The organism is Millionella massiliensis (genome assembly GCF_900104655.1).
Lineage (GTDB): Bacteria > Bacteroidota > Bacteroidia > Bacteroidales > Rikenellaceae > Rikenella > Rikenella massiliensis.
In genome coordinates, this window is the sequence record NZ_FNWD01000002.1 from 1,455,523 (window position 1) to 1,479,052 (window position 23,530).

The following is a 23,530-nucleotide window of genomic DNA, read 5'->3' on the forward strand; positions in this document are numbered from 1 at the left end:
ATCGCTCGCCGCCCACACTTCGGCAGCCCGCTATTTCCCCTTTTTCCAGTCGATTTTGAACACATAGGATTTGGAGACCGGTCCGCCCTCCAGGTTCACACCTCCCACGGCATACAGATAGGCCGGTTTCCCCTTGATTTTGAGGATTGCCGGACGTTCCAGTTTGCCCGAAGCACTGCGCACGAACACTCCCGGCGTACTCATCAACCGTTCCCGGTCCGCCTCGTCGCCCCAGTAGTCGAAGAGCGTTCCCATGGCGATTTTCGCATCCTGCATCCGGAACTCCCTGCCATCTTTCGACTCCCACAGAATCAACGCCCCGAACAGCCCCGTATTGCGCCCGAAATTATCGGTCGTCAGCAAATAGTACTTTCCATCCTGTTCGAACGCCTGCGCATCCTCAATGTAGGATATGTTGTCAGTCACCGGTTTGTCTTCCATACGATAGGGGCCCTCGAGACGTTCGGCCACGGCGCATCCGTAACTGCGCGAAGCCTGGTCGTGCGGTTTGGTCACACAACTGAAATAGATGCGATACTCGTCGCCGATTTTCAGAAACGCCGGATTGCACACCCCGATCTTCGCCCCGTAAGTCCAGTGTCCGGGTTGCGTGGCCGCGTCGACCACGATTCCCTGCCGGTCGCCTGCGAAACGCCACGGCCCCTCCAGCCGGTCGGCAGTCATCATCCCGATCCGCATCTGTCCCGGCCGGGATGGATTCTGACAAATGTACAGCAGCACATACTTCCCATCCACATACTCCAGACGGGGGTTGTGCGGCGCAGCCATCGTCAACGAATCGGGCAGCATATCGGAAGTCAGCACAGGACCGACATAGCGGAACGGCCCCTCAGGACGGTCTCCCACGAAATGAGCGATTTGCGCATGCCGCCCCTGCCACCCCTCCATTCCTTCGCTTTTGGGCCAGCGACTGCTGAAGATATGCACCTTACCATCCTCGCCCATAATCGGAGAGACACACCAGTTGAACCAGTCGGTCTCCTCGACGGCCGGACCGATCAGACGCGCCGTCAGCGCCATATGCGTCACGGGCATAGTCAGTTCGACCCCGGCGGCCGACTTCAACCCACTCCCGTTTTCAAGCGACCGGGCACAAAGCGGAGAAGCCGACAACATCCCGGCAACCAATCCCAGCAACATTCGAATGTTCAAATTTTTCATTCTGATCAACATATATTTACAACATTACTATCCAATCGGGTTCGTTCCGACACCCGTTCCATCCTCCGCCATCAGACACCCATCCAGACAAGCACTTCAAACTCTCCTCAGACCGCGCAACACGACATCCTGTCCGGGAAGGATACGACATCCAGGGGCCAAAAGTCCGGGTTCGGGGTTCGGACTCCGCACGCATCGTTTCACCTCCTTAGAGAGTCATGTCTTCGGTGGAAATATAGCCGTGCATCAGTGCATAGAGGGTCAGTCCCGAGATCGTTTTGATGCCGAGTTTGGCCGTAATGTTCTTGCGGTGGGTCAGCACGGTATTGAGGCTGATGTTGAGCCGTTCGGCGATTTCCTTGTTGATCGCGCCGCTCACAACAAGTTGCAGGACCTGTACCTCGCGCGCCGAGAGTTCGTCGGAAGCGGTCTCATCGGTCGCACGCTCGGCCGACAGCACACGGTCAATCTCCTCGAGCAGCTCTTCGAACGTATCGCCCATGCCGATCAACCTCGGCGAATCGACCCCCGGCACCGGAGCGGGGCGACCGGGCACCAGCACGACGCTCTGTCCGCGCCGCGGCAGAAAAAACGCGATGTTCGAAGCGAACGTCACACTGTCCGTGAAGTACCAGTCGAAATGAGTTCCCGACTCACACAACACCCCTGTCACTCCGGCAAAGGTTTCGACCTCGACCGGTGCAAAATAGCGTTCCAGGATGGCCGTCAGCCCGGCCCCCTGCAACAGATCGGGCAAAATAACGGCTACCCGCGACATAAGGCAGTGATGATGGGGGTGAGAATCCGGTTTCGGATGCGGTTATGCTGGCGGATGTCGCGTTCGATGCTGTCGATGGCGAAGATCACGGCATAGGCCAGATTATCGTTATACTGGCCGCTGAGGTGGCGGACCATGATGCTGCGCAGGTCACCCAGCAGGCTAACCGCCGGATCCTCCTCATCAGGAGCCGGGATAGCGATCCGCTGTCCGATCTCCGCACAATCCGCCGCCCCGTTTCCCGCGCTCAACGCCAGACAATACGGGAACCACTCGCGGGTATCGTATTCGATCGCCTCGGTGAGGCTCTCCTTGAAGCGGGCAAAAAAGCGGCCGATCAGGGCCAGATTCTTATTCTCGCCGCCGGCGCTGGCAATGAGCGACCCCAGGTGACGTTCGATATTGGGGACCTGCAACTGCAGATAATAGGCATTGGTTTTGGACAGGTAATCGACAATCTGGCTGACGTGGAACGATTTGAGTTTCTGTTCCGGGAAGTACTCCTCGAACAGATAGGTATTCATCAGCGCCAGCATGAAGCCGGCATCGATGGCATGTTCGGCACAGACCGCAGCGACCGATTTGTCGCCCAGCCCCAGCCGAATTCCGAACCGGCTGACCAGCGGGATCAGTGTGGGATGTTGTTCGAGCGCCGCGCTGAGCGGCATGTCGGAAGTTAAAAGTGCCATAGCGTAAAGGTAGTAATTTTCCCGAAAAACCAATCCGCAGACAGCCCCGCACGTTCGATTCCCGCCGCTGCTTTTCCGAAAAGCGACGGCCGCCACGCTGCCCGGAACCTCTGCCCCAATCAATTTTCCGAAACGCTCGACCCTTTTACACAACACCCGCCCTCTGTCCTCGTTTCGGTTTGGTTCGGCGGTCGATTCCTGTTCCGGCCCCGCATTCCGCCGAGCGATTTTGCCTTCGCGAGACCGGCCAACGGAAAACCTCCGAAAAATACCTATCTTTACCGATATGAAATACAGTATCGCCCTGTCGCTCGTCCCGCGAGTCGGCAGCAAACATATGCGACAACTGCTGGCCGCATTCGGCAGCGCCGAGGCGGTCATCCACGCGGAGATCCCCCAACTGACCGCCGCAGGCGCCTCGATCGCCATGGCCCGGGAGATCACCTCGGGACAATATCTGGCCCGCGCCGAGAGCATCATCGACCAGTGCGCCCGAAGCGGCATCCGGATTCTGACCCACGGGATGACCGACTTTCCGCGCGCCTTCGCCGAGTGTCCCGATGCTCCGTGCATACTCTATGTCCGGGGCCCGGTGGACTTCAACAGCGGCCGCTGGCTCTCGATCGTGGGGACGCGCAAGGCCACTCCGGCCGGCACCGCCGCCACCGGTCGCATCGTGCGCGAACTGTCGCTGAGCTATCCCGACACGGTGATCGTCAGCGGACTGGCCTTCGGCATCGACAAGGCCGCCCACAGCGCCGCCCTGCAATACCGGCTCCGGACCGTTGCCGTCATGGCCGGCTGGGTCGACGACATCGTGCCGCGCAGCCACTACTACCTCGCTCGGCAGATCCTCGCCGCCGGCGGCGCCATCGTCTCCGACATGCCTCCGGGCACCGTGATCGACCGCGGCAACTTCCTCAGCCGCAACCGGCTGGTGGCCGGACTGAGCCAGGGGACCATCGTCGTCGAATCGGGCATCAAAGGCGGATCGCTCGTCACGGCCGACATCGCCGCCAGCTACAACAAGGAGCTCTTCGCCCTGCCCGGTCCCATCGACTCGCCGGCCAGCGAAGGGACTAACATGCTGATCCGCACCAACCAGGCCATCCTGTACCAGAGCGTCGAAGACATCGCCAACGCCCTGAACTGGCAACCACCGCACGCCGCCCCGTCCACCGTCGAGAGCCTCTCGCCGCGTTTGCGCACGGCCTACGACGCCCTGCCGGCCGGCGCCCGCCTCGACACCGAGAGCCTCGCCGAACTCTGGCAACTGCCCCTGTGGGAGGCCTCGAGCCTCATCGGCCAGCTGCGGGCACACGGTCTACTGGCCGCCGACCCCTACAAATGTTATTACAAAGTCTAAAGTTTCACCCCATATATTAAATGAAAACCCTACCGATTCTTCTCACCTCCGCACTGCTGAGCCTCACGGCCTGCACCTCGGAGAGCGGCTACCAGCCCGACATCTCGACCACCGCCTCCCCTCAGGGGACCGACCTGTTCCAGCCCGACTCGGCCACCATCGCGCAACACTACCACATCCCCGACTGGTTCCGCGACAGCAAGCTGGGCATCTTCATCCACTGGGGTCCCGCCTCCGTCCCGGCCTACGACGGCTGGTACGCCCGCAACATGTACGACAGCAGCAGTGCTACGTACCGTCACCACGTCGCAACCTACGGCCCCGTAGACCAGTTCGGCTACAAAGACTTCATCCCCATGTTCAAGGCCGAATACTTCGACCCGCAAGCCTGGCTGGAACTGTTCAAAGCCTCCGGCGCAAAATATATCATTCCCGTGGCCGAACACCACGACGGTTTTGCCCTCTACCGCAGCAGTTTCAACCCATGGAACTCCGTGGCGATGGGTCCCGGCCGCGACTTGATTCAGGAGCTGAAAGAGGCCACCCTGGCCGCCGGTCTGCACTTCGGCCTGTCGTCCCACCGCGCCGAGCACTGCTGGTTCTACAGCAAAGGGATGCAAATTCCGTCCGACGTGCAGGACACCACCATCAGCCTCTACGGCGAACGCATCGAGGAGCCCGACGGCCCCGCCTTCGGTCCGGAGTACGACCAGCACCCGGGTTCCAACGCCCACTCGCGCGAGAACTGGCTCCGACACACCTACGAACTGATCGACCTCTACCAGCCTGAACTGATCTGGTTCGACTGGACCGTGGGCAAACAGCCCTTCCAGGAGACCTTCTATAAATTCCTGGCCTACTACTACAACAACGCCCTCGACTGGAACAAAGAGGTGGTTGTCAACACCAAATTCGGCTACGGCGACAACATCCAGGTCTATGACCTCGAACGGGGCAAGAGCGACAAGATGCGGAAATTCCCGTGGCAGACCGACACCTCGATCGGCGAACTCTTCTGGTTCTACATGCAGGACGAGACCGACCTGAAAAGTCCGAACCGGCTGATCGACGACCTGGTGGACATCGTCAGCAAGAACGGCAACCTGCTGCTGAACGTCGGCCCGAAAGCCGACGGGACCATTCCCGAAAAACAACAGGCCGTTCTGCGAGCCATCGGCGCATGGCTGAGCGTCAACGGCGAAGCGATCTACGGCACCCGACCATGGGTCACCTTCGGCGAAGGCAACGCCCGTGACGCCAGCGGCCACCACAGCGAAACCGATGCCGGCTACACCAGTCAGGACATCCGTTTCACTCAGAAAGGCGACACGCTGTACGCCATCGCGCTAGCCTGGCCCAAAGACCGTACCCTTACGATCCAAAGCCTGAAGGCCGGGAATCCGCACCTGAGTTCGATCAACTCCGTCTCGCTGGTGGGCAGCGACGAACCGATCACTTGGGAGCAGACCTCCGAAGGCCTCGTCGTCCACTGCCCCACCACCCCGCCCACCGACTACGCCCATGCCCTGCGCATCCGGTAAGCCCCCCGCGCAGTACCGCCGCTCCACGAAACCAGCATTCCAAGAAATCCAGCACCCATGAAAAAGGTTCTCATCACCGGCGCCACCGGACTGGTAGGCACCCACCTGATCGCCGAGCTGCTCCGCTCGACCGACACCACCGGAGCTCCGGAATACGAGTTAACGGCCGTCGCCCACTCCGAAGAGTCGTGGGAGAAACTCGACTGGCTGCTCATGCGCGAAGGGCTCAGCGAACGCCCCTGCCACCGCGTGGTCGCCGCCCTGGAGTACATCGGCGACTGCCGGCAGCTGCTGCAGGAGGTTCGCCCCGACCTGCTCTTCAACTGCGCCGCCCGCGTGGCCGTGGGCAAGAGCCGCGACGGCGAAAAACTGGTCACCCGCAACGTCGAGATCACCCACAATCTGATCGTCACCGCCCTCGAACTGCCCCGAGAGGAACAGCCCCTCTTCGCGCACGTCAGCTCGGTCGCCGCGCTGGGCAGCAACGTCAATCATGCCGGCTGCATCGACGAGAACTCCATCATGGAGAACCTGGCCGGCGCCTCGGCCTACGCCCGTAGCAAGTTCCTCTCCGAGAACGAAGTCTGGCGCGGCGCCGCCCACGGTCTGCGCACCGTCATCGTCAACCCGGCCGTGATCCTCGGCACCATGTCGCCCCGCTCCGGATTCTGGCTCAACGACCTGCTGAGAGCCATGCACAAGGGGGCCAACCGGTTCTGGATCGACGGCACCACCGCCTTCGTCTCGGCCGACGACGTGGCCCGCGCCCTGGTGACACTCTCCCGCACCCCCGCGTGCTGGGGCAAGCGCTACGTTCTCTCGGCCGAAAACCTCCCCTACCGACGGTTTCTGAGCCTGCTGGCCCGGTCGCAGGGACTCGCCGTCCCCCGCATCCGCCTGCCCCGCTGGCTGTTGCGGCTGGCCATCCCCTTCGCCCCCTCGATGTCCGCGGTTCTCTCAACCCACAAACGCTACGACGGATCGGCCGTCATGCGCGACACTCCCTTCCGCTACACCGACCTGACCGAAACGATCGCCGCCTTCGCCCCGCCCGCCCCGGACGAAACGGCCGAAACACCCGACAGCTCCGAACGTGCAGAGCCCGAGCAATCGGCCTGAGCCGAGCCCGACGCTCCACCGGAGCGCCCTTTCGGTTTCCCGTCGCACCCGGTTTTCACACCTCAGCGCACCACGTTCAGCCCGATCCGCGGCGGATAATTCTGCAAAAATTTGATTATTCGGAGAAAAATACCGAAATTTGCAACCTGTTTATTCACAACACAACCGATAAAGCAATGAAAGTTTGTCAAATCACCGGTAAGTGCGCACAGGTCGGAAACAACGTGTCGCACTCCAACAAGAAGAGCAAACGCCGCTTCAGCCCGAACCTGAAGAGCAAGCGTTTCTTCCTCGAAGAAGAGAACCGCTGGGTGACCCTGAAAGTTTCGGCCGCAGCCATGCGTACCATCAACAAGAAAGGTCTGAGCTCGGCTCTGAAAAACGCCGCCGCCCTGCCTAAAATTTACTAATCCTCAAACAGTCGGAAGACTCCAACGAAATGGCTAAAAAAGGAAACCGCGTACAGGTGATCCTCGAGTGCACCGAGCACAAAGAGAGCGGAATGCCGGGTATGTCGCGCTACATCACCACCAAAAACAAAAAGAACACCCCGGAACGTATGGAACGTAAAAAATACAACCCCATACTGAAACGAGTAACCATCCACCGCGAAATTAAGTAATCATGGCAAAGAAGGTAGTCGCAACGCTCAAAACCGCAGCTAACGGTAAGAACGTGACCAAATGCATCAAAATGGTGAAATCGGAAAAAACCGGCGCTTACACTTTCAAGACCGAAATCGTTCCGAACGAAGAAGTTAAAGATTTCTTCGCCAAGAAGTAATCCGATCCCATTTTCGAGCGGGACAACCACACACACAAACCCTGTCCCGTTTTGTGACCCGGCGAAGCAATCCGTCCGTCACAAAAAAGCGGCCTCCCCTGTGCGAGGCCGCTTTTTTATATCTTTGCGCAGACCGTAAACGAATTATTCCACCCCTAAAATTACCCGCCCGACGCCCTGCTCTCCCGGCATACACTGCCGCAAACCCGAGACGCCCGACCGCAAACCCGGCACATCCCCTCACACATAACAGCAGAACATACATCACCCTCTCCGACCGGCAAACTTCACCCGTCCCCCCTTAAATCCCTTTTTCGAGCCTAAACATATCCGAGCCTCCGCTCCCAACCCAATCCATCCAGCCATGACCATCGAACAATTTCTGCAACACGCCGCCGAACGCAAACCCTTCGACACCCCCGAAACCCAACAGTTGATGAACGAGATGAGCGAACGCGCCCGTCGCATCACCTTCGAACTGAACAGCGCCTACCACACCCCCGAAGAGGTCCGCGCCCTGCTTTCTCGCCTCTTCGGTCGGCCCGTTCCCGACACCTTGCGTGTCTTTCCGCCCTTTTACTCCGACTTCGGACAGAACATCCACGTCAGCCAAAACGTCTTCATCAACGCCTGCTGCCACTTCCAGGACCACGGCGGAGTGACCATCGGCGACGGCTGCCAGATCGGCCACAACGTCGTCTTCGCCACCCTCAACCACGGTCTCTCGCCCGAGACCCGCGGCACGACCTCACCCGCACCGATCGTCCTGCGCGAGAACGTGTGGGTCGGTTCGAACTCCACCATTCTGCAAGGCGTGACCATCGGTCGCAACGCCATCGTCGCAGCCGGAGCCGTCGTCACGAAAGACGTTCCCGACAACGCCATCGTCGGCGGCGTTCCGGCCCGCATCCTCCGCTACATCGACGCCCGATAAACCGCAGGTCCACCCACCGCACCTTCTATACACAAAAAGGCCGGGGAGTGTTATCTCCCCGGCCTTTATTCTTCACGACACGCCGTCCTATTTCCGGAAGCGGAAGAAGACCCCCAGCGGCAACCGCTTGCCGAACGAGTCCGTCACGAACAGTTCACCCTGTTCGCTCTGCGCCCCCTTCATCTGCGGGAAGACCGACTCACCCAGTGTCCGGGCCAGGAGCGCCGACAACCCCATCGAGTAGAGATTCAACACCACGAAACAGTGCTCACCGCTCAACAATTCGGCACACAGCGACAGCATCTCGCGGATCTGCTCCTCGAGGACCCACTTTTCGCCCTCGGCCCCACGTCCGTACGACGGCGGGTCGAGAATAATCCCGTTGTAACGCCGTCCTCGCCGCACCTCGCGCCGCACGAACTTCAGAGCGTCCTCCACAACCCAACGGATACCGTCCAGCCCCGACGCCTCCATGTTCTCGCGCGACCAGGTGACCGTCTGCCGCACCGAATCGACGTGCGTCACCTCGGCCCCTGCCGCACGCGCCGCCAGCGAAGCTCCGCCCGTGTAGGCAAACAGGTTCAGCACCGCCGGCCGATCGACTCCGGCCCGGCGCAACGCACCGACCGTATCGTAGATATAGTCCCAGTTGGCCGCCTGCTCCGGAAAGATTCCGACATGCTTGAACGAAGTCAGCCCCAACCGCATCCGCAGCTTCAGCCCCTGCGGATTACGATACTCGACAAACCACTGTTGCGGAGTTCCGCGCCGCAGCACCCACTCGCCCCGATCCTCGCTCCCCTTGTCCTTCCGGAAGCGGGCACCGGCACGCGCCTCCCACTGCGCCTCGCCGAGCGACGGGGCCCACAATGCCTGAGGTTCGGGCCGTGCCGTCACCACCCGGCCGAAACGCTCCAGTTTCCGCCCGCCGCCACAGTCCAGCAATTCGTAGTCCTCCCAAAATTCAGGAGCCAAAGTCAGCAGTTCCATATTCAAAATTCAAACGGTTAACGGGGGACGCCGGACAGCCACTCCACTCGCCACTGCCGTCGCACCCGCACGACAAATCAATCTGTATACGGGACAAAATCGTCAAAAATACTGCAAAAGAAGTAAAAACAAGAGTTTTCGACCATTCAATCTCCATTCTCAAAGTAAAAGTAGGGATAAAATTCAATATATTTGCAATCAACTACCACAAACCACCGCATACTCATGAGATTCTCCCTATTGATCCTTCTGGGCACCCTTATTCTGACCGGTTGCGACTCCTCCCGACAAGCCGTGGACTACGTCGACCCGCTGATCGGAACCGATGCCCACGGACACACCTTCCCCGGCCCCACCACACCGTTCGGGATGGTGCAACTCTCTCCCGATACCGACACGCAGGGTTGGGACTGGTGCTCGGGCTACCACACCAGCGACTCCACCATCATCGGCTTCTCGCATACCCACCTGAGCGGCACCGGCGGCGCCGACCTGGGTGACATTCTGTTCATGCCCGCCACCGGCCCCCTCAAATTCGAACCCGGCAGCAAAGCCGAGCCCGGAACCGGCTACCGTTCGCGTTTCCAGCACAGGAACGAAAAGGCATCGGCCGGCTACTACAGCGTCTTTCTCGAAGACCCGAACATCCGCGCCGAACTCACCGCCACCCCCCACACCGGCGTTCACCGCTACACGTTCGGCACCACCGAAAACCAACACATCATCATCGACCTGCGCCACGGCATCCAGGATAACGTGAACAGCGCCGCCTTCCGCCTGGTGGACGACCACACCATCGAAGGATGGCGCCGTTCGAACGGCTGGGCCGCCGACCACACCATCTACTTCCGCGCCGAATTTTCGGAACCGATCCGCGAGATCCGGGCCCGGATCAACGGCATCGACACCACCAACGTCGACTCCTGCCAGGGCGAACGGGTCGTACTGGCCGTATTCCCGCAGAAACACACCAAAACGGTCGAAATCCGCGTAGGGATCTCGGCCGTAGGGCTCGAAAGCGCGGCCGACAACCTCGCAGCCGAAGCCCAGGGCCACAGTTTCGACGAACTGGTTCAGGCCGCCCGCGACAGCTGGAACCAGGCATTGAGCCGCATCGAAGTGACCGGCCCGAACGCCGACGACAAAACCATCTTCTACACCGCCCTCTACCACTCGATGACCGCCCCGTACCTCTTCAGCGACGTCAACGGTCGCTACCGGGGCTCCGACGGCCGCATCCATAATCCCGCCAGCAAGGGCGAACGCCCCAACTATGCCCTCTTCTCGACGTGGGACACCTTCCGGGCCCTACATCCGCTGCTGACGATCGTCGCTCCGCAGACCAACGCCGCCATCGTCGAATCCATGCTCCGCTACTACCAGCAGTCCGGCCGGCTCCCCGTATGGGACCTCCACATGAACGAAAACAACTGCATGATCGGCTACCACTCCGTACCGATCATCGCCGACGCATACCTCAAAGGCCAAATCCCCGATTCGCTGGGCCAGCTCGCCCTCGAAGCCATGGTCCACAGCGCCATGCAACCCAATTACAGCGGACTGGGTTACTTCTACACACTGGGCTACCTCCCCTCCGACAAGGAGAACAACTCCGTATCGAAAGCCCTCGAATACGCCTATGACGACTGGTGCATCGCCCAGATGGCCCGCGCACTGGGCCAGGACAGCCTCTACCACGAATTCATCACCCGCGCCCAATATTACAAAAACCACTTCGATCGCGAAGACGGATTTTTCAAGGGTCGCCGTTCCACCGGCCAATTCGTCACCCCGTTCGACCCCACCCAGATCTCGATTCTCGGCCAGGGCGACTTCACCGAAGGCAACGCCTGGCACTACCGGTTCTTCGTCCCGCAGGACGTGAACACCCACATCGCCATGCTCGGCGGTGACGAGTCCTACATCGCCGCCATCGACTCGATGTTCAACGCCCCCTCCACCACCGCCGACCACTCGCCCGACGTGTCGGGTCTGATCGGCCAGTACGCCCACGGCAACGAGCCCTCCCACCAGGTGGCCTACCTCTACTCCTACGCCGGAGCCCCGTGGCGCACCCAGGAAAAGGTCGACCAGATCAAACGCACCCTCTACACCACCGGACGCGACGGCCTCTGCGGCAACGAAGACTGCGGCCAGATGTCCGCCTGGTACGTGCTCAGCGCAATGGGCTTCTATCCCGTCACCCCCGCCTCCGGCATCTACGTGCTCGGCACCCCCACCTTCAAGGAGACCGCCATCCACATGGCCGACGGCAAAACGTTCATCATCAAAGCCAAGGGACTCTCCTCCGACGGAAAAGACATCTACATCCAGTCCGCCGAATACAACGGCGAACCCTACACCAAATCCTACATCACCCATCAGATGATCGCTCAGGGCGGCAAGCTCGTACTCCACATGGGTGACACCCCCAACAAATCGTTCGGCGCCGATCCGGCCGACCGCCCCGTCTCGGTCATTCCGGCCGAAGATGCCGTCGAATCGGAGCAGATGCTCGACGGCATCGTCTTCGAGCCCTACATCGACGACACCCTCCAGGTCTTCGGCCCCACCAAGACCCTGCGGCCGAAACTCTACCACGCCCAACCCGGCACCCGCATCGTCTACACCACCGACGGACGTGATCCGGACAGCAACTCCCCCACGGCCGGTCCCCAGGGTATCCGTCTTTCGGAGAACACCCGCCTCAAGTTGCGCGCCATCACTCCCGACCGCCAGATGAGCAACGTCAAAGAGTATCACTTCTACAAGAGTATGCTCAAAGGCGCCCGGGTAACACTCGACGAAGCCCCCTCGGCCCCCTATGTCAACGGCGGAGCCGCCGCCTTGACCGACTACGCCCTGGGCGGCAACAACTACATCCAACCGCAATGGATCGGCTTCGACGGCAACAACCTGACCGGCGTCATCGACCTGGGGAAGCCTCAGACGCTGAGCCACGTAGGATTTAACGCCATCAACGCGCCCGGATCCTGGATTGTCCTGCCGCGCGACGCCATATTCGACTTCTCGACCGACAGCATCCACTTCACCCACCCGGTGGCCCTGACCACGATCGACAGCCAGACAGCCAGCCACGGTGCCCACTTCTTCGGGACACGGATTCCCGGAGGCGTCACCGCCCGATACATCCGTTTTGTGATCCGCAACGGCAAACTGCCCGACTGGCACATCGGCAAAGGGAATCCGTCGTGGATGTTCGTTGACGAGATCACCGCCTATTAACCACACCCCGAACGGCGCCCCCTCTCCATTGGGAGAAGACCGGCAGAACGCACCACATTCGCTTCACCGGCTCACGCCGCGCCCCAAACGACACAGAACGCCCTCGAACGACATGAGCAGCAATGACTGGAAAGCACGGTTAGGCACCGTCTACTCCACCAATCCCGACTTCCAATACCAGACCGAAGAAGCGCCCCGCACCGAGACCCTGCCACCCGCCCGACAGCGGCTCCGCGTGGCACTGGACCGTCGCAACCGCGGCGGCAAACAGGTCACCATCGTGGCCGACTTCGTGGGCGACGAAAGCGACCTCAAGGAGTTGTGCAAGATGCTCAAACAGCGTTGCGGCGTAGGCGGCAGCGCCAAAGAGGGCGAAATCATCATTCAGGGCGACTTCCGCGACAAAGTCGTCCAGATACTCATCCAAGCCGGCTACAAGGCCCGCAAGATCTGAGCCCCCACCGACCGACCCCGATGCGACACCCCATCCGCACGTACCGCCTTTCGGCCCTGGTGTTGTTCCTGTTGACTCTACTGGCACAACCCGCAGCCCGCGCCCAATTCTACTACAACGGCCGCGGCCCGATGAACCTCCGCTGGGAGCAGATCAAAAGCCCCCATTACAAACTCGTCTATCCCGAGCGATATGCCCCGACGGCCACCGCTCTGGCCGGATTTCTGGACACCATCGCTCCGAGCATCACCCACGGATTCACCCGCACCCCCCAGCGGCTTCCGATCCTCCTCCACACCGAGAACCTCTACTCCAACGGCGAAGTCGTCTGGGCCCCGAAGCGGATGGAGCTGATGACCACCGCCCCGGCCGGCGACATCTATGCCGAGCCGTGGCTCAAACAACTCGCCGTCCACGAAAGCCGCCACATCGTACAGCTCTCGGCCCTGCGCAGCGGCCTGACCCGCGTTGCCTCCTGGCTGCTGGGTGAAGCCGGCACCTGTGTCGGGATGATCGTCGTACCCAAATGGTTTCTCGAAGGCGACGCCACCCTGGCCGAGACCCAGTACTCCGAATTCGGCCGCGCCTACCAACCCTCCTTCACCGTCGGGATGCGCGCCCTCTTTGCCGCCGACAGCACCAACACCCGCCTCAAAAGCGACCGGTGGATCTCCGGCTCGTACCGCACCTACATCCCCGGCCTCTATGAATACGGCTACCAGGTAGTCGCCGCCGGCGAACGGTATCACGGGCCCGAAATGTGGGGCCGCGCCGTCGAATACGCCGGCCGCTGGCCCATCTTCATCGTGCCGCTGCGCATCTACCTCAGCCGCCACTACAACACCCGCCTCAGCGATCTCAGCCAGACGGCCCTCGACGACCTGTATGACCACTGGAAGCCCTACTCCGCCATTCCCGACAGCTATCGCACCCTGACCCGTCCCACCCGCGACGGCCGGGCCTTCACCACCTACGCCGATCCGCTTCCCACCCCGCGCGGCATCATCGCCACCAAGACCGACTACGACACCCCGCCCCGCTTCGTATGGGTCGATACCACCACCCACCGCGACCGCACCCTACGGTGGATCGCCACGCCGTCGAGCCGCCCCACCGTCGCCGGGAACACCCTCTGGTGGACCGAGTACAAACCCCACCCCGTATGGGAATACAAGACCTACTCCATCATACGGAGCCTCGACCTGACGACCGGCAAACGAAAGAGCTACGGCCACCGACAGGCCCACTACTTCGCCACGCCGCTGACCCTCGACGGCCGGACGTTTGTGGCCACCGTATCGCCCGACTCGCTCGGCGGGAGCGATCTGGTGCTCCACACCGCCGAGCCCTTCCGCGAGACCGACCGTCTGCCGTTCGACCTGCTGACCACCCTGCACGGCATGGCATGGGACAGCACCACCCGCACGCTGGCCTTCATCGCGCTGGGCGAAGAGGGGATGCAGCTGTGCCGCACCAGCGTCACCCCCGAAGGCACCCTGACCCCCGTCGAAGCCATCACCGCTCCCTCGATGGTGACCCTCAGCGGGCTCACCGCCGACGGCCACGGCCACCTCTACTTCAGCTCGATCCAGTCCGGCAAGGACGAAATCCACACCCTCGACCTGACCACTCCGGAGCGGACCGAACGCCGACTGACCACCTCGCGATTCGGGGCCTACTCCCCCGCGGCCGACACCTCGCGCGTGCTCTTCACCACCTACACCGCCGACGGGTACCTCGTGGCCTCCACGACACCGCACGACACCCAGGATACGGTTCGCTGGAGCCGTCTCCCGGCAAATCTGCTGAACATTCCCGCCCCGCGGTGGAACGTCCCCACCATGAGCCAACTGCCCATGGACGACTCCACCACCAGCCACCCCGTACGCCGCTACAACAAGGCCCTGCGATGGTTCAACATCCACAGTTGGGCGCCGGTAGCCGCCGACATCGACAACCTGCTGAACACCAGCGACCGCACCCTGAACATCGGCTTCGGTGCGAGCCTCTTCTTCCAGAGCGTGATGGGCGACAGCTACGGCTCGGCCACCTACGGACGGCTCCACGGCGACAACTGGCTGCAAGGCTCGTGGACCTACGCCGGCCTGCCGCTCCAGATTACGGCCGACGTGGAATACGGCGGCGGCAAACAGAGCGTCTATATCCCCGTGGACAGCTACAACGCCGGGATCCGCGCACCGGCCGACCGCAAGAACTTCCTCCAGGTACAGGGAAGCGTGTCCGTGCCGCTGGACCTGTCGGGCGGCAGCAACCTGCGCCTGCTGCAACCCTCCTTCACCGTGACCCACCACAACTCGCTGATGTACGATCCCGACCGATCGAGCTTCACCAAAGGTTACCAAAGCTACTACGCTTCACTGTGGTGGAGCAACAACCGCCGCGCCTCGACCCGCTGCATCACCCCCCGGCTGGGGTACGCCCTGCGGGCCGACGTCATAGGCGCCTTCAACAACCGCTTCGGCATGCTCTACAGCCTCTTCGCACGGGGCTACCTGCCCGGCTTCATGCGCAACCACAGCATGACCCTGCGTGTGGGAGGCATGTACCAGACCGAAGCCGAACTGGGCTTCAATCAAAAGCCCTTCTTCCCGCGCGGCGCCTACAACGGGTGGGCAGCCAAATACTACGGGGCCGCCTCGCTCGACTACACCTTCCCGGTCTGCTATCCGGACGGCGGCATCAACGGCGTGGTCTTTTTCAAACGAATCTGGATGAATCTCTTCGGCGACTTCAGCCGCGGTGCCTACTTTGCCGGCGGCGGCACCACCCGAGGCCACAACATCTGGTCCTACGGCGGCGACATCGCCTTCGAGATGAACGTACTGGGGTCGTCCAGCCCCGCTACCGTCAAATTCACGCTGGCCTCCCCGTCGAACGACAAATTCTATTTCGGCGTCGGACTGGCCATGGACTTTTAGCCTCAGCCGGGTACAGAAAAAACAGTCGGGGAAGAATTTCCATACGGAATTCTTCCCCGACTGTTTTGCTATAATTTCACGACCCGAATTTTACGGCCGTTCGTATTTCTCAAAACGGGATACTCGCAGACAAGTCTCCCTTTTCCGATTTCCGTCGTCGTTCTCAGTTCTGCACGACGCCCCCACTCACTCTTTCTCTTTTCCTCAACTATCCACCGACCCGCCGACCGCATTCCGGACGACAGCCGCCCGTCCCCACGGGTTACTCCGCCAGCAACAACCGAATCTTTTGGGCGATGGAATCAGCATCGATACCGCACAAGGCACGCAACTGCTGCACCGATCCGTGTTCCACAAAACGATCCGGCAATCCCAGACGGATCACCTGCAATTCAGTCAACCGCCCCCGATCGGCCAGATATTCCAGCACGGCACTCCCGGCCCCGCCGACAACGACACCGTCTTCGACCGTCACCACATAACGATACCCCCGCCCGGCGATCCGCTCCAACAGCTCCGCATCGAGCGGTTTGACAAAGCGCAGGTCGTAATGGGCTACGGCCACACCCTCCGCCGCGAGTGATTCGACCGCCCGGGCTGCTTCAGCTCCGATCGCCCCCACCGAGAGCAGGGCTACCTTCGCCCCGTCCGGTTCAGCGAGGATCCGTCCGCGGCCGCGCTCGATCCGGGTCAGCGGTTCGTTCAGCACCTCCACAGGGAATGCACCGCCACGCGGGTAGCGGATCACCCACATCCCGTCGGTTCCGGCCGATGCCGTATACATCAGATTGCGCAGTTCGACGGCATCCATCGGCGCCGCGATCGTCAGGTTCGGGATGCCGCGCAACAGGGCCAGGTCGAATGCCCCGTGGTGCGTGGCCCCATCCTCGCCCACCAGCCCGGCGCGGTCCAGGCAGAGCACAACGGGCAACTCCTGAATCGCGGCATCGTGGATCACGTTGTCCACGGCACGCTGCATGAACGACGAGTAGATGTTGCAAAACGGCACCTTACCTCCGGCAGCCAGTCCGGCCGCAAAGGTCACCGCGTGTCCTTCGGCAATTCCGACGTCATATGCGCGATCGGGCATCCGCTCCATCAGCAGGTTCATCGAACAGCCGGTGGGCATGGCCGGCGTGATCCCCACAATCCGGGGATCGGCCTCGGCCAGCTGCACCAGCGTATGGCCGAAAATATCCTGATACCGCAGCCTGCCCGACTTTTCGGGCGAGACGGCCAGACGCTCCCCGGTGTCGGGGTCGAACCGCCCCGGTGCATGCCACTGGGTTTGGTTCTGCTCCGCCGGAGCATACCCTTTGCCCTTGACGGTCAGTGCATGGAGAATCTTGGGGCCCGGCAGGTTGCGCAGATCACGCAACGCCTTGACCAGCGCCACCACATCGTTGCCGTCGACCGGCCCGAAATAGCGGAAGTTGAACGATTCGAAGAGGTTGCTCTGGTGCAGGAAGAAGGATTTTGCCCCGTTGAGCATCTTTTGGATCACCCGGCGCAGGCGGGGCGCACGGTTCAACGCCTTCCAGGTCGAATCCTTAAAGCGGTTGTAATGGCGCGACGTGCTGATGTCCAGCAGCGTCTCCTTCAGAGCTCCGACATTGGGGTCGATCGAGATGCGGTTATCGTTCAGAATGATCAGAATATCGTTGTCGGGATCGGCTCCGGCATTGTTCATCCCCTCAAAGGCCAGACCGCCGGTCATGGCCCCGTCCCCGATCACCGCCACGCACTTGGGTCCGGTGCCGTCCTCCCGGCGCAGCGCCCGCGACAAACCGAGCGCCGCCGAAATGGAGGTCGAGGAGTGCCCTCCGCCAAAAGCGTCGTATTCACTTTCGCTCATCTTCGGGAAACCGCTGATACCGCCCAACTTGCGGTTGGTATGGAAGCGGTCGCGCCGACCGGTGATGATCTTGTGGGCGTAGGCCTGATGTCCGACGTCCCAGACCACCCGATCGACCGGCGTATCATACACATAATGGATCGCCACGGCCAGTTCCAGCGCCCCGAGGCTTGCCCCCAGGTGGCCGGGATTGGCCGACACTTCGCGGATGATGAACTCGCGGAGCTCCGCACAATAGGCCGGGAGCTCGTCCACCGCGAGTTTCCGCAGATCGGCCGGAGTGTCGATACGGTCGAGATATTTGGTCGCTTTCGCCGTCATTTCAACTGTCGATATAAGTACAAAGATAGAAATTTTGTACCTTCGCCTTATGAAAACGGGGAAAATAGTCCGACTGACCTGCGCCGCGACACTCATCGCGAGCGGCATGGCGTCGTGCGTATCGATGAAGACCTACCGGCAGACGCAACAACGCGCCCTGCGATGTGAATACAACTCGGAAGCACTGCTCTCCGAAATGGAACAACTGCGCGAACAACGCGCCGCACTCGAGGCGCAATTCGACGCCGAAGGGATGACCAACGACGAACTTCGCGCCCTGCTCCAGGAACGGACCCGCGCATTGGACGAAGTACGCGACCTGCTGGGCGAAGCACTGCGCGACTTCGACAGCGAGGGACTCTCGGTATCGGAACGAGGCGGCATGATCTACGTGTCGATGGACGAGAAACTGCTCTTCGAACTGGGTAAGGCCGAAGTGTCGCCCGAAGGCGAACGGGCCGTGCAACGCGTGGCCGAAGTGCTGGCCCGCAACCCCAACATCCGCATCACGATCGAAGGCCACACCGACAACCTGCCCTACCGTTCCAAACCCGAAGACCAGATCCTCGACAACTGGGACCTGAGCGTACACCGTGCCACCGCCGTAGTCCGCATCCTGTTGCGCAACAAAGGCATCGACCCCAAACGGGTCACCGCCGCCGGTCGCAGCCAGTACGTTCCGGTAGCCAGCGGAAACAGCAGCGAAGCACGTGCCCGCAACCGACGCACCGAGATCATCCTGACCCCCGATATGGATCGGCTGATGGAGTTGCTCGACCAGGCCGGCCAGATCACCAACAACACCCGATAGTCTTTCCCTTCCGGCGGTTCCTCCGCACCGCATGACCGATACGACTACCCCACCGGGGCCGGGAAAGCAAAGGAACGACCACCAAGGCAGGAGAGACGCCACCAAAGACGAGAGAGCATACCCGAACGGAAAAACCGCGCACCAAGACACTCCAGAGCAGACAACGACGCGCTCCTCACGAAATGCAAGTCCAGCAGCACACCGCTCCGACCACAGCATCTCGTGCCGCATCGCCCGCCTTACATTTCCACCCCCGGCGCCGGCTGCCCGCACAAGCCCGTGCCCAAAGACACCAAACAGACACACAAAACATACCCGACATGTCGAAGTATAAACGCATACTACTGAAACTCAGCGGCGAATCCCTCCAAGGCAAACAAGGCTACGGTCTCGACCCCGAGATGCTCGCCTCCTACGCCCAACAGATCAAAACCGTGGCCGACAGCGGCACCCAGATCGGTATCGTCATCGGCGGCGGCAACATTTTCCGCGGCATGACCGGCGTAGGCAAAGGCTTCGACCGCGTGCGCGGCGACCAGATGGGGATGCTCGCCACCGTCATCAACTCACTGGCCCTGCAATCGGCCATCGAAAACGCCGGCGGCCGGGCCTGCGTGCTCACCTCGATCCCGATGGGCCCCGTGGGCGCCGGCATCTACTCCAAATTCCGCGCGCTGGAACTGATGAACGCCGGATATGTGGCCATCATCGGCGGCGGCACCGGTAACCCCTTCTTCACCACCGACACCGCCTCGGCCCTGCGCGGCGTGGAGATCGAAGCCGACGTACTGCTCAAAGGAACCCGCGTGAACGGCGTCTACACGGCCGACCCCGAAAAAGACCCCACCGCCCGGAAATACGACTCGATCACCTTCAGCCAGGTTATCGAACAGCGGCTCAAGGTAATGGACCTCACCGCCTTCACCATGTGCATGGAGAACAACCTCCCGATCATTGTCTTCGACATGGATACCCCCGGCAACCTGGCCAAAGTCACCACCGGCGAACCCGAGACGCTGAGTGCCGTCGGGACCCTGGTACACAACTAACGACAATCAGAAAATCAAAAATACGATACGACCTATGGGACAAAAACGAGAGATCATCGACGCCGCGAAGCCGAAAATGGAAAAGGCCTTCGCCCACTTTGAAGAAGAGATCGCAGCCGTGCGAGCCGGCAAAGCCAGCCCCAACGTACTGAACAGCGTGCTGGTAGAGTCATACGGAGCCCAGATGCCCGTCAACCAGGTGGCCAGCGTGACCGTGCCCGACGCCCGCACCATTCTGGTACAGCCGTGGGACAAGAACCTGCTGTCGGCCATCGAAAAAGCCATCATCAACTCCAACCTGGGTATGACCCCCTCGAACAACGGCGAAACGATCCGCCTGAACGTACCGCCGCTGACCGAAGAGCGTCGTAAAGAACTGATGAAACAGATCAAAGCCGAAGCCGAATCGGCCCGCGTCAGCATCCGCAACATCCGTCGCGAAGCCATCGAAGCCATCAAAAAGGCCATCAAAGCCGACGGTCTGCCCGAAGACGTAGCCAAAGACGGCGAGGACGAAATCCAGAAAATCGTCGACGGATACTCCAAAAAGATCGACGCAGCGCTGGCCGTCAAAGAGAAAGACATCATGACCATCTAACGCCCTCAGCGACGTTCACCGTCCTTATTATACAACGAGGCGGGTTCTCCGTAATGGAGAACCCGCCTCGTTGATTTTACCTTACCCCCCTCCGCCAACCTATCGTCCCAACACCATCGCACTACGAGAAGGACCGCAAGCCCTGCCCCGGACAATTTAGGCGGCAATAACACGAACGCAACATCGACGAAGGCAGGTCGCCTATACAACTATCTCAACTCTTTCCCTCAGCCGCACGTCACCCAGTCCACCATTCCTCCCCGCTCATCCCGTTTCAACGGCTCTGACTACACTCTGGAGGAACCACCCGACGACTTTTCGTCTCCTGCGACCCTCCGCCTCAGGACGAGTACCCGGCTTCTACAACAGCCGCAGGCGGGCAAACTTGAGCAGCAGAGTTTTGGTGCCGGCCGCCTCGAAACGCACCGTCACTTTGGTGTCGGTAGCGGTCTGCTCGAAAGCCGTGACCGTTCCAACTCCGAAACGGTCGTGCGCCACACGTGCCCCGACGGTCAGGTCTCCGGCCGAGTCGAGCGGTTTGCCCTGCGGCGCCGACGCGGGACGTGCCTCCACCTTCCGGAAACCGACCGGTGCCGTCTGCTGCCCGGCGGACGGAGTGGCCGTGCGCCGCTGGAAACGCTGGAACGCCGGTCGCGGATCGGCCGCCGCGGTTCGTGCCGAACCGTTCCAACGGCCGCGGAACGCCCCCTCCGACAACTCTCCGCCGAACGAATCGTTATCCGGCAGGGTCGGCATGTCGAGGTACTTCGGATCGATCTCCTTGATGAAACGGCTGGCCTGCGACGGCACAACGCTGCCCCACTTGAAGCGCGAGAGCGCATAGCTCAACGTGGCCCGCTTTTCGGCACGGGTCAGCGCCACGTAGAAGAGCCGGCGCTCCTCCTCAATGTCCTCAGCCGACGAGCTGCCGTGCTGGCTCGGGAAGAGGTTCTCCTCCATCCCGACAATATAGGTGTATTTGAACTCCAGCCCCTTCGAGGCATGGACCGTAAGCAGCGTTACGCGCGGAGTGTCGTCCTCCTTGCTGTTGTCCATGTCGGTCAGCAGGGCAATCTCCTGCAACCAGCGGTCGAGGGTCACCGGTCCCGACACAACCCCTTCCTGAGGTTCGTTCACCGGCGGTACGACCGCAGCTTCGGTCGTCTCTTCCGCTTCGCTGCCGGCCTGATGCTCGTCGACAAAGACCTTGATGGAGTTGATCAGCTCCTCGACGTTCTGCAACCGAGACTCGTCTTCGATCGAGGGGCTGTTCTTGTAGTGTGCCACCAGTCCCGACCGGGTCATCACCTCCATGGCCAGTTCATAGGCATCCATCTCGCCCGAACGGCGGAACAGTTCGGTAAAGTTCTTGACAAACGCCCCCATGCTTTTGACAGCCGTACCGCGGATACCCAGTTCGTCGGGAGCATGGCGCAGCATCACCTCCCACATGGAGATCCCTTCGGCCTGCCCGGCCGCCGCAATCTTATTGATCGAGGTTTCGCCGATGCCGCGCGCCGGAAAGTTGATGATCCGCTTGAGCGATTCATCATCACGCGGGTTGATGGCCAGCCTCAGGTAAGCGAGCGCCTCCTTGATTTCGGCTCGCTGGTAGAACGACTGACCGCCGTAGATGCGATACGGAATGTTGTTGCCGCGCAGGTACTCTTCGATCACGCGCGACTGGGCATTGGTGCGGTAGAGCACGGCAAAGTCGTTGGGCGAGGCCTGCTCGCCGTAGAGCGTCGTATGGATGTCGGAGGCGACGCGCTGCGCCTCCTCCTTGTCGCTCATGGCGCAAATCACGCGGATCGGATCACCCTGCTCGTTCTCCGAAAAGAGGTGCTTGGGCAGCTTGCGGCTGTTGTTCTCGATCACACTGTTTGCCGCCTCGACAATGGTCCGCGTGGAACGGTAGTTCTGCTCCAGTTTGAAAATCCGGGCCTCGGGGTAGTCCTGCTGGAAGCGGAGAATATTTTCGATGCGCGCCCCGCGGAACGAATAGATGCTCTGCGAGTCGTCACCCACCACACAGATGTTCCGCCGGATGTCGGCCAGTTTCTTGACGATCAGGTACTGCGAGTAGTTCGTATCCTGATACTCATCGACCAGAATGTACTGGAACTGATCGCCATACTTGCGTGCGATTTCGGGATGGTCACGCAGCAGAATGTTCATATAGAGCAGCAGGTCGTCGAAGTCCATGGCGCCGTTCTGGCGGCACTGCCGCATGTAGAGGGCATAGATCTCGGCCAGCCGGGGCCGTTTGGCACGGGCATCCTCCTCCATGAGGGTCGCATTGGCAGCATAGGCCTCGGGCAGCACCAGATTGTTCTTGGCCAGCGAAATCCGGGCATAAACGTCGTTGGGTTTGTACTGGTCGTCGGGCAGTTCGAGCTGACGCACGATTGCCTTGACCAGGTTGCGGCTGTCGGCCGTATCGTAGATCGTAAAGGCTTCGGGGAAGCCGAGCAGCGCAGCCTCGTCCCGGAGAATACGGCTGAACAGGGAGTGGAACGTCCCCATCCACAGCCCCCGTACCGCATCGGGCGGCAGGATTTTGGCCACGCGGTCACGCATTTCGCGAGCCGCCTTGTTGGTGAAGGTCAGCGCCATGATGTTCCGTGGCGAGATGCCCTGCTGGAGCATGTGGGCAATACGCATCGTGAGCACACGGGTTTTGCCCGATCCGGCACCCGCGATAATCAGCGTCGGCCCCGAATAGTTCTCGACCGCACTGCGTTGGGGCCCGTTGAGCCCCTTCAGATAGTCCATTTCCATATATACACAGGGTAAGTTCACCCTACCCTACAACAATTACAGTTTTACATTTTCCATTCGGCCCTGCCCGCAAAATAAGGGCATGACTCTGCCA

Annotated in this window: 19 protein-coding genes; 13 read left to right on the forward strand and 6 right to left on the reverse strand. The window is 61.1% G+C overall.

What is annotated here, in order from left to right; genetic code table 11:
• Nucleotides 1-30: 30 nt before the first annotated feature.
• The 3 genes from BQ5379_RS05765 to BQ5379_RS05775 form a co-directional block, all read right to left on the reverse strand.
• Complete coding sequence (locus tag BQ5379_RS05765) at nucleotides 31-1,182, reverse strand: glycoside hydrolase family protein (RefSeq protein ID WP_235846035.1); 1,152 nt, start codon at nucleotides 1,180-1,182, stop codon at nucleotides 31-33.
• 208 nt (nucleotides 1,183-1,390) lie between these two features.
• Nucleotides 1,391-1,960: a helix-turn-helix transcriptional regulator gene (locus tag BQ5379_RS05770; RefSeq protein WP_071134558.1), complete on the reverse strand. Its 570-nt coding sequence runs from the start codon at nucleotides 1,958-1,960 to the stop codon at nucleotides 1,391-1,393.
• Nucleotides 1,948-2,649: a helix-turn-helix transcriptional regulator gene (locus BQ5379_RS05775; protein ID WP_071134559.1), complete on the reverse strand. Its 702-nt coding sequence runs from the start codon at nucleotides 2,647-2,649 to the stop codon at nucleotides 1,948-1,950. Before BQ5379_RS05775 ends, BQ5379_RS05770 begins: the two co-directional genes overlap by 13 nt.
• Before the next feature lie 286 nt (nucleotides 2,650-2,935).
• Between BQ5379_RS05775 and dprA the strand changes: the two genes are divergently transcribed.
• The 7 genes from dprA (at nucleotide 2,936) to BQ5379_RS05805 (ending at nucleotide 8,392) form a co-directional block, all read left to right on the forward strand.
• Nucleotides 2,936-4,015, forward strand: a complete 1,080-nt coding sequence (gene dprA / locus BQ5379_RS05780) for a DNA-processing protein DprA (protein ID WP_071134560.1) — start codon at nucleotides 2,936-2,938, stop codon at nucleotides 4,013-4,015.
• 20 nt (nucleotides 4,016-4,035) lie between these two features.
• Nucleotides 4,036-5,556 (forward strand): alpha-L-fucosidase, encoded by a 1,521-nt coding sequence (locus BQ5379_RS05785; protein WP_071134561.1) that lies wholly within the window; start codon nucleotides 4,036-4,038, stop codon nucleotides 5,554-5,556.
• 57 nt (nucleotides 5,557-5,613) lie between these two features.
• Nucleotides 5,614-6,675, forward strand: a complete 1,062-nt coding sequence (locus tag BQ5379_RS05790; protein WP_071134562.1) for an NAD-dependent epimerase/dehydratase family protein — start codon at nucleotides 5,614-5,616, stop codon at nucleotides 6,673-6,675.
• A 176-nt stretch (nucleotides 6,676-6,851) separates the two neighbouring features.
• Complete coding sequence (gene rpmB / locus BQ5379_RS05795; protein ID WP_071134563.1) at nucleotides 6,852-7,085, forward strand: 50S ribosomal protein L28; 234 nt, start codon at nucleotides 6,852-6,854, stop codon at nucleotides 7,083-7,085.
• Between the two features lie 29 nt (nucleotides 7,086-7,114).
• A complete protein-coding gene (gene rpmG / locus BQ5379_RS05800; RefSeq protein WP_071134564.1) occupies nucleotides 7,115-7,297 on the forward strand; it encodes a 50S ribosomal protein L33 in 183 nt (60 codons plus the stop codon).
• Between the two features lie 2 nt (nucleotides 7,298-7,299).
• Nucleotides 7,300-7,458, forward strand: a complete 159-nt coding sequence (locus BQ5379_RS11020; RefSeq protein WP_083377613.1) for a DUF4295 domain-containing protein — start codon at nucleotides 7,300-7,302, stop codon at nucleotides 7,456-7,458.
• Between the two features lie 364 nt (nucleotides 7,459-7,822).
• Nucleotides 7,823-8,392: a sugar O-acetyltransferase gene (locus tag BQ5379_RS05805; RefSeq protein ID WP_071134565.1), complete on the forward strand. Its 570-nt coding sequence runs from the start codon at nucleotides 7,823-7,825 to the stop codon at nucleotides 8,390-8,392.
• Between the two features lie 87 nt (nucleotides 8,393-8,479).
• Here BQ5379_RS05805 and BQ5379_RS05810 read toward each other — a convergent pair whose 3' ends face one another.
• On the reverse strand, nucleotides 8,480-9,382 hold the full coding sequence (locus tag BQ5379_RS05810; RefSeq protein ID WP_071134566.1) for a class I SAM-dependent methyltransferase: 903 nt from the start codon (nucleotides 9,380-9,382) through the stop codon (nucleotides 8,480-8,482).
• A gap of 225 nt (nucleotides 9,383-9,607) precedes the next feature.
• On the opposite strand from BQ5379_RS05810, the gene BQ5379_RS05815 reads away from it, so the two are divergent.
• The 3 genes from BQ5379_RS05815 (at nucleotide 9,608) to BQ5379_RS05825 (ending at nucleotide 16,021) form a co-directional block, all read left to right on the forward strand.
• Nucleotides 9,608-12,628 (forward strand): GH92 family glycosyl hydrolase, encoded by a 3,021-nt coding sequence (locus BQ5379_RS05815; RefSeq protein WP_071134567.1) that lies wholly within the window; start codon nucleotides 9,608-9,610, stop codon nucleotides 12,626-12,628.
• 112 nt (nucleotides 12,629-12,740) lie between these two features.
• On the forward strand, nucleotides 12,741-13,082 hold the full coding sequence (locus tag BQ5379_RS05820) for a translation initiation factor (protein ID WP_071134568.1): 342 nt from the start codon (nucleotides 12,741-12,743) through the stop codon (nucleotides 13,080-13,082).
• Between the two features lie 20 nt (nucleotides 13,083-13,102).
• Nucleotides 13,103-16,021, forward strand: a complete 2,919-nt coding sequence (locus BQ5379_RS05825) for a hypothetical protein (RefSeq protein ID WP_071134569.1) — start codon at nucleotides 13,103-13,105, stop codon at nucleotides 16,019-16,021.
• A gap of 262 nt (nucleotides 16,022-16,283) precedes the next feature.
• On the opposite strand, the gene dxs is transcribed toward BQ5379_RS05825, so the two are convergent.
• Complete coding sequence (dxs, locus tag BQ5379_RS05830; protein WP_071134570.1) at nucleotides 16,284-18,197, reverse strand: 1-deoxy-D-xylulose-5-phosphate synthase; 1,914 nt, start codon at nucleotides 18,195-18,197, stop codon at nucleotides 16,284-16,286.
• A 49-nt stretch (nucleotides 18,198-18,246) separates the two neighbouring features.
• Here dxs and BQ5379_RS05835 point away from each other — a divergent pair, with 49 nt between their 5' ends.
• From BQ5379_RS05835 to frr, 3 genes are all read left to right on the forward strand, one after another.
• Nucleotides 18,247-19,008 carry an OmpA/MotB family protein gene (locus BQ5379_RS05835; protein ID WP_083377614.1) on the forward strand — a complete coding sequence of 254 codons (762 nt, stop codon included), beginning with the start codon at nucleotides 18,247-18,249 and terminating at the stop codon, nucleotides 19,006-19,008.
• A 320-nt stretch (nucleotides 19,009-19,328) separates the two neighbouring features.
• Nucleotides 19,329-20,057 carry a UMP kinase gene (pyrH, locus tag BQ5379_RS05840; RefSeq protein ID WP_071134572.1) on the forward strand — a complete coding sequence of 243 codons (729 nt, stop codon included), beginning with the start codon at nucleotides 19,329-19,331 and terminating at the stop codon, nucleotides 20,055-20,057.
• A 34-nt stretch (nucleotides 20,058-20,091) separates the two neighbouring features.
• The gene (frr, locus tag BQ5379_RS05845; RefSeq protein WP_071134573.1) at nucleotides 20,092-20,655 is read left to right on the forward strand and encodes a ribosome recycling factor; all 564 of its coding nucleotides are present in this window, start codon (nucleotides 20,092-20,094) and stop codon (nucleotides 20,653-20,655) included.
• A gap of 360 nt (nucleotides 20,656-21,015) precedes the next feature.
• Here frr and BQ5379_RS05850 read toward each other — a convergent pair whose 3' ends face one another.
• Nucleotides 21,016-23,436, reverse strand: coding sequence for an ATP-dependent helicase (locus BQ5379_RS05850; RefSeq protein ID WP_071134574.1), 2,421 nt, complete (start codon nucleotides 23,434-23,436; stop codon nucleotides 21,016-21,018).
• Between the last annotated feature and the right edge of the window lie 94 nt (nucleotides 23,437-23,530).

What these genes read in the sequence shown, in the direction of transcription:
- BQ5379_RS05765 (WP_235846035.1), bottom strand. Translation starts at nt 1,182, where the DNA reads ATGAAAAATTTGAACATTCGAATGTTGCTGGGATTGGTTGCCGGGATG.
- BQ5379_RS05770 (WP_071134558.1), bottom strand. Translation starts at nt 1,960, where the DNA reads ATGTCGCGGGTAGCCGTTATTTTGCCCGATCTGTTGCAGGGGGCCGGG.
- BQ5379_RS05775 (WP_071134559.1), bottom strand. Translation starts at nt 2,649, where the DNA reads ATGGCACTTTTAACTTCCGACATGCCGCTCAGCGCGGCGCTCGAACAA.
- dprA (WP_071134560.1), top strand. Translation starts at nt 2,936, where the DNA reads ATGAAATACAGTATCGCCCTGTCGCTCGTCCCGCGAGTCGGCAGCAAA.
- BQ5379_RS05785 (WP_071134561.1), top strand. Translation starts at nt 4,036, where the DNA reads ATGAAAACCCTACCGATTCTTCTCACCTCCGCACTGCTGAGCCTCACG.
- BQ5379_RS05790 (WP_071134562.1), top strand. Translation starts at nt 5,614, where the DNA reads ATGAAAAAGGTTCTCATCACCGGCGCCACCGGACTGGTAGGCACCCAC.
- rpmB (WP_071134563.1), top strand. Translation starts at nt 6,852, where the DNA reads ATGAAAGTTTGTCAAATCACCGGTAAGTGCGCACAGGTCGGAAACAAC.
- rpmG (WP_071134564.1), top strand. Translation starts at nt 7,115, where the DNA reads ATGGCTAAAAAAGGAAACCGCGTACAGGTGATCCTCGAGTGCACCGAG.
- BQ5379_RS11020 (WP_083377613.1), top strand. Translation starts at nt 7,300, where the DNA reads ATGGCAAAGAAGGTAGTCGCAACGCTCAAAACCGCAGCTAACGGTAAG.
- BQ5379_RS05805 (WP_071134565.1), top strand. Translation starts at nt 7,823, where the DNA reads ATGACCATCGAACAATTTCTGCAACACGCCGCCGAACGCAAACCCTTC.
- BQ5379_RS05810 (WP_071134566.1), bottom strand. Translation starts at nt 9,382, where the DNA reads ATGGAACTGCTGACTTTGGCTCCTGAATTTTGGGAGGACTACGAATTG.
- BQ5379_RS05815 (WP_071134567.1), top strand. Translation starts at nt 9,608, where the DNA reads ATGAGATTCTCCCTATTGATCCTTCTGGGCACCCTTATTCTGACCGGT.
- BQ5379_RS05820 (WP_071134568.1), top strand. Translation starts at nt 12,741, where the DNA reads ATGAGCAGCAATGACTGGAAAGCACGGTTAGGCACCGTCTACTCCACC.
- BQ5379_RS05825 (WP_071134569.1), top strand. Translation starts at nt 13,103, where the DNA reads ATGCGACACCCCATCCGCACGTACCGCCTTTCGGCCCTGGTGTTGTTC.
- dxs (WP_071134570.1), bottom strand. Translation starts at nt 18,197, where the DNA reads ATGACGGCGAAAGCGACCAAATATCTCGACCGTATCGACACTCCGGCC.
- BQ5379_RS05835 (WP_083377614.1), top strand. Translation starts at nt 18,247, where the DNA reads ATGAAAACGGGGAAAATAGTCCGACTGACCTGCGCCGCGACACTCATC.
- pyrH (WP_071134572.1), top strand. Translation starts at nt 19,329, where the DNA reads ATGTCGAAGTATAAACGCATACTACTGAAACTCAGCGGCGAATCCCTC.
- frr (WP_071134573.1), top strand. Translation starts at nt 20,092, where the DNA reads ATGGGACAAAAACGAGAGATCATCGACGCCGCGAAGCCGAAAATGGAA.
- BQ5379_RS05850 (WP_071134574.1), bottom strand. Translation starts at nt 23,436, where the DNA reads ATGGAAATGGACTATCTGAAGGGGCTCAACGGGCCCCAACGCAGTGCG.